This is a genomic window from Thiorhodococcus fuscus, from assembly GCF_042682685.1.
Classification (GTDB): domain Bacteria; phylum Pseudomonadota; class Gammaproteobacteria; order Chromatiales; family Chromatiaceae; genus Imhoffiella; species Imhoffiella fuscus.
Map to the genome: position 1 here is coordinate 1 of NZ_JBHUHX010000017.1, position 1,131 is coordinate 1,131.

General features: G+C 40.0%; 1 protein-coding gene. It reads left to right on the forward strand.

Annotated features, from left to right (window positions below):
• Positions 1-54: 54 nt before the first annotated feature.
• Positions 55-810 (forward strand): HNH endonuclease, encoded by a 756-nt coding sequence (locus tag ACFSJC_RS09225; RefSeq protein ID WP_386025942.1) that lies wholly within the window; start codon positions 55-57, stop codon positions 808-810.
• Positions 811-1,131 lie beyond the last annotated feature (321 nt).

The following is a 1,131-nucleotide window of genomic DNA, read 5'->3' on the forward strand; positions in this document are numbered from 1 at the left end:
ATCGACCCGTATCCGGACTTTCAGTCCGTAGCTTCAACCCACCAGCTTTAGCTGGTGGTTGTTGAGTTTCGTCATGAAATACTTTCAACATTACCCTTAGAAAAAAAGATTATTGGAAGGCCTCCGAAATCTTTACCTAAAGATCCAGAAAAAAGAATTGCTCGAAGAACCGAAAAAGGAAAACAACAACCATATATAAGTTGGCAAGCCACATGGTATGACGAACATCATGAAGTACAGGCGAAAAGGTTTTCTGTTAAAAAGTTCGGCGAAGATGGTGCTCGGAAACTCGCGTTAGAACATGCAATAAATTTGCATAATAAAACACCAAAACCGATCAAAGAGAAACCCAACAACGACCCTTATAGAAAACAGAAGTTCCGTAGAGTATCAAGAGAGGATGTATCTATTTTAGCAACAATAGATAGTGGCCGGTATCGATCTAAAGAAAAAAACGAAATTGAAGCTGAGGATAGTAATCCATTCGCGTTTGAAGGGGAAAGAAAATTAGAACTTCATATGGCAGTAGAAAGAGACAAAAAACTTAGAAACCAAAAAGTAAAGGAGTTTTTAGATAAAAACGAAAAAATATTTTGTGAATTGTGCGGATTTCAGTTTACACAAAATTATCCGTGGTTAACAAAAGATATTATTGAAGTGCATCATATCATCCCGCTATCAAAGCTTTCTGGAAAAACAAAAATCACATTGAATGATTTAATGCTTTTATGTTCCAACTGTCATTTGGCGATACATCAAGGTGACGAAGAAGCTAATCTAATAGTCGCTTTAGATTATTTCGAAAAATAGACTGAAAACAAACGCTAACTCTAGTTTCAACCTGACGGCACAAAGCGGTTTTTCGCTGCGCTACACACCACTTTGGGCGTCAGGTTAAACAAACGTTCGGGTCAGGGAGGTCATAGTGAAAGTTCCATCTAGCAGAAACCCACAAGTTGCATCGTCAGTCAATCCATTTGTGGCTTCGTCGTTAAATCCGCGTGTCGCCTCATCATTAAATCCGCGCGTGGCGAGCAGCCGCAATCCGCTTGTCGCGTCAAGCCCATCTCATTACACACAACTTCATAATTCATGAGATTCCCTGGCGAATTTAATCCCGGCAGCCACGTC